The 3,340-nt window shown below is 58.6% G+C and carries 3 protein-coding genes; all 3 read left to right on the top strand.

The window, feature by feature from the left end:
• A partial coding sequence (locus AB4043_RS19465; protein ID WP_442307829.1) for a transketolase C-terminal domain-containing protein occupies nucleotides 1-1,161 on the top strand: 1,161 nt, incomplete at its 5' end.
• 161 nt (nucleotides 1,162-1,322) lie between these two features.
• Entirely contained in the window at nucleotides 1,323-2,831 is a 1,509-nt protein-coding gene (gene glpK, locus AB4043_RS19460) for a glycerol kinase GlpK (protein WP_442300826.1), read from the top strand.
• The coding region (locus AB4043_RS19455) for an MIP/aquaporin family protein (RefSeq protein WP_442307828.1) at nucleotides 2,831-3,340 on the top strand (510 nt) is incomplete at its 3' end. The genes glpK and AB4043_RS19455, both read left to right, overlap by 1 nt.

Raw genomic sequence — 3,340 nt, 5'->3', positions numbered from 1 at the left:
CTGAACTACTTTGGACCGATCGATGGCCATGACCTGCCGCTGTTGATTGAGACCTTCAAATTCCTCAAGCAGCAGAATAAGCCGGTGCTGCTGCATGCGATTACGCAGAAGGGCCGCGGGTTCCAGCCCGCACTCGAGAAGCAGAAGAAGTTCCACGGCCTGGGGCCGTACGATCCTGAGACCGGCGAGACCAAGCCGACGGGACAAAAGACATATTCTGAGATTTTTGCCGAGTCGCTGACAAAGCTTGCAGATATGAATGACAAGGTCGTTGCCATTACCGCGGCCATGCCGAATGGAACGGCGCTCGATCTCTTCCGGCCGCATCATCCGAAGCGTTACTTCGATGTCGGCATTGCGGAAGAGCATGCTGTGATCTTCGCGGCCGGTATGGCCACCAAAGGCTATAAGCCTTTCTGCGCCATCTACTCCACCTTCCTGCAGCGCGCCTTCGATCCCATTGTGCACGATGTCTGCCTGCAGAATCTGCCGGTAGTCTTCTGCATGGATCGTGGCGGACTCTCAGGCGATGACGGCCCGACACATCACGGTCTGTTCGACATCAGCTATCTGCGCGGTGTTCCAAACATTGTGCACATGGTGCCGAAGGATGAGGATGAGCTGGCGGACATGATGTACACGGCGATGCTCTACGAGGCGCCGTCTGCGATTCGATATCCGCGTGGCGTCGGACCGGGCGTTGTCGTGAAGGAGAAGCCGGTTGCGCTGGAGATCGGCAAAGCTGAGGTGATTCGCGATGGACATGATGTAGCCATCTTCGGCCTGGGCGCATTGCTTCCTCTGGCCGTGACGATGAGTGACCATCTTGCCGCCGAAGGACTCTCGGCTGCGGTGATCAATCCGCGCTTTGCCAAGCCGGTCGATCGCGAGTGCATCGCCGCTTATGCCCGTCAGTGCGGTCTGATCGTTACGTTTGAAGACCATGTCCTCGCCGGTGGCTTTGGATCGGCGGTACTGGAGGCTCTGAACTCATTGGAGCTGCAGGTGCCGGTCGTCCGTATCGGCTGGCCCGATGAGTTCATTGAGCATGGCAAGGTCGATGCGTTGCGCGAGAAGTATGGCATCACTGTAGAGGCCGCGATGAAGCAGGCGCGACCCTTCCTGGATGCGATTGCGCACAGCCGCCTGGTGACGCACTAGATTTGTAGCCACAGCAGAATCCTTTGTTTGTCATTTCTCCGCGCCCTTCGGTCGCTGCGAAATGACAAACAAAATTCTTCCCGAGCTTCCCAGACGTAATCACATGTTGCTTCCTGATAGTCGAACACGATACAAAGAGACGGCTCTTGGGGAGAACAGTTTTGCAGCCTGCCGGATATATCGGAGCTCTGGATCAGGGCACCACCAGCACACGATTCATGGTCTTTGACCGCCGGGGACGCATCGTCTCCGTGGCACAGAAGGAACACGAACAGATCTATCCGCGGCCAGGATGGGTGGAACACGATCCGCTCGAGATCTGGCGCCGCACGCTCGAAGTCGTCGATGAGGCAGTCGACGCCCGCGGTCTTCGGCCGAAGGACTTCTCCTGCATCGGCATTACCAATCAGCGTGAGACGACTGTTGTCTGGAACCGCAATACCGGCCTTCCGGTCTACAACGCCATCGTCTGGCAGGATACGCGTGTTGCCGATATGGTTACGCGTCTTTCGGCGGAGGGAGGYAAGGACCGCTTCCGCGACCAGACTGGTTTGCCGCTGACTACATACTTCTCCGGCCTCAAGCTGAAGTGGATTCTCGACAACGTGAAGGGCGCCCGCGAGGAGGCCGAAGAAGGCAACCTGCTCTTCGGCACGATCGACAGCTATCTCCTCTGGAACTTAACGGGAGGCACCCACGGTGGCGTTCACGCGACCGATGTCACCAACGCCAGCCGCACGCAGTTGATGAACCTTACCACGCTGAATTGGGATGAGGGTATTCTTGCCGCTCTCGATATCCCGAAGCAGATGCTTCCGCAGATCAAGTCATCGAGTGAACACTTCGGCGACCTGCACCGCACCAGCCTTGAAGGTGTAGGCATCTGCGGCATCCTGGGTGATCAGCATGCGGCCCTGGTGGGTCAGACCTGTTTCTCTCCCGGCGAGGTAAAGAACACTTACGGTACCGGCTGCTTCCTGCTGATGAATACCGGCGGAGAGCGCAAGCCCTCGACACACGGCCTGTTGACAACCCTTGCGTATAAGTTCGGTGACAAACCGCCGGTGTATGCGCTGGAAGGTTCCATCGCGATTGCAGGAGCGCTGGTGCAGTGGCTGCGCGACAATCTCGGCATTATCTCCAGCAGCGACCAGATCGAACCGCTGGCGCAGATGGTGAATGACAACGGCGGTGTCTATTTTGTGCCGGCGTTCAGCGGCTTGTATGCGCCGTACTGGAAAGACGATGCTCGCGGTGTGATCGCCGGTCTTACTCGTTTCGCCAATAAGGGACACCTCGCTCGCGCTGTGCTGGAAGCTACTGCTTTCCAGACGCGAGAGGTGGTAGAGGCGATGGAGCAGGACTCGGGGATTCAGCTCACGCAGCTTCGTACTGACGGCGGTATGGTGGCCAACGAACTGCTGATGCAGTTCCAGGCCGACATTCTCGATAGGGCTGTGATCCGCCCCGCAATGCGCGAGACGACGGCGCTGGGCGCAGCCTATGCCGGGGGGCTCGCCTCCGGCTACTTCAGTGGTACGGACGAATTGATCCAGAACTGGGAAGCAGACCGTACGTGGAAACCACAGATGGATGCAGCCGAGCGCGAGGATCTCTTTAAGACCTGGAAGAAGGCTGTGACACGGACCTTCGCATGGGTGGAGGGTTGATGCTTTCTCCGTTTTTCGGTGAGTTTATTGGTACGGCAGTTCTGATCCTGATGGGCGAAGGCGTTGTCGCCGGTGTGGTGCTGAAGGGTACGAAGAGTGAGAACGCGGGATGGATCTCCATTACCGCGGCATGGGGCTTCGCCGTCTTCTGCGGCGTGATTACCGCGATTGCGTGCGGCTCTCCGGGCGCGCATCTGAACCCTGCGGTGACTGTTGCCGTCGCCGTACATACGGGCCAATGGAGCACCGTTCCGGCGTTTGTGTTGGCGCAGATACTTGGCGCCATGACGGGTGCGGCCTTGAACTGGTTCTTCTGGCTGCCGCATTGGGCGATGACAGAAGACCAGGGACTGAAGCGGGCGGTCTTCTGCACTTCTCCTTCAGTGCGTAAGCCGTGGCTGAACATGATGCAGGAGATGATTGCGACCAGCGTACTGCTGCTGGTGATTGAGTGCATCGGGTCGAAGCTTCTTGCCGTCTCCGGTCCCGCTCCGGGCCTGGCGCCATAC

The organism is Terriglobus sp. YAF25 (assembly GCF_052113305.1).
Classification (GTDB): Bacteria; Acidobacteriota; Terriglobia; order Terriglobales; family Acidobacteriaceae; genus Terriglobus.
This window is presented reverse-complemented; position numbering and strand designations above follow the sequence as displayed.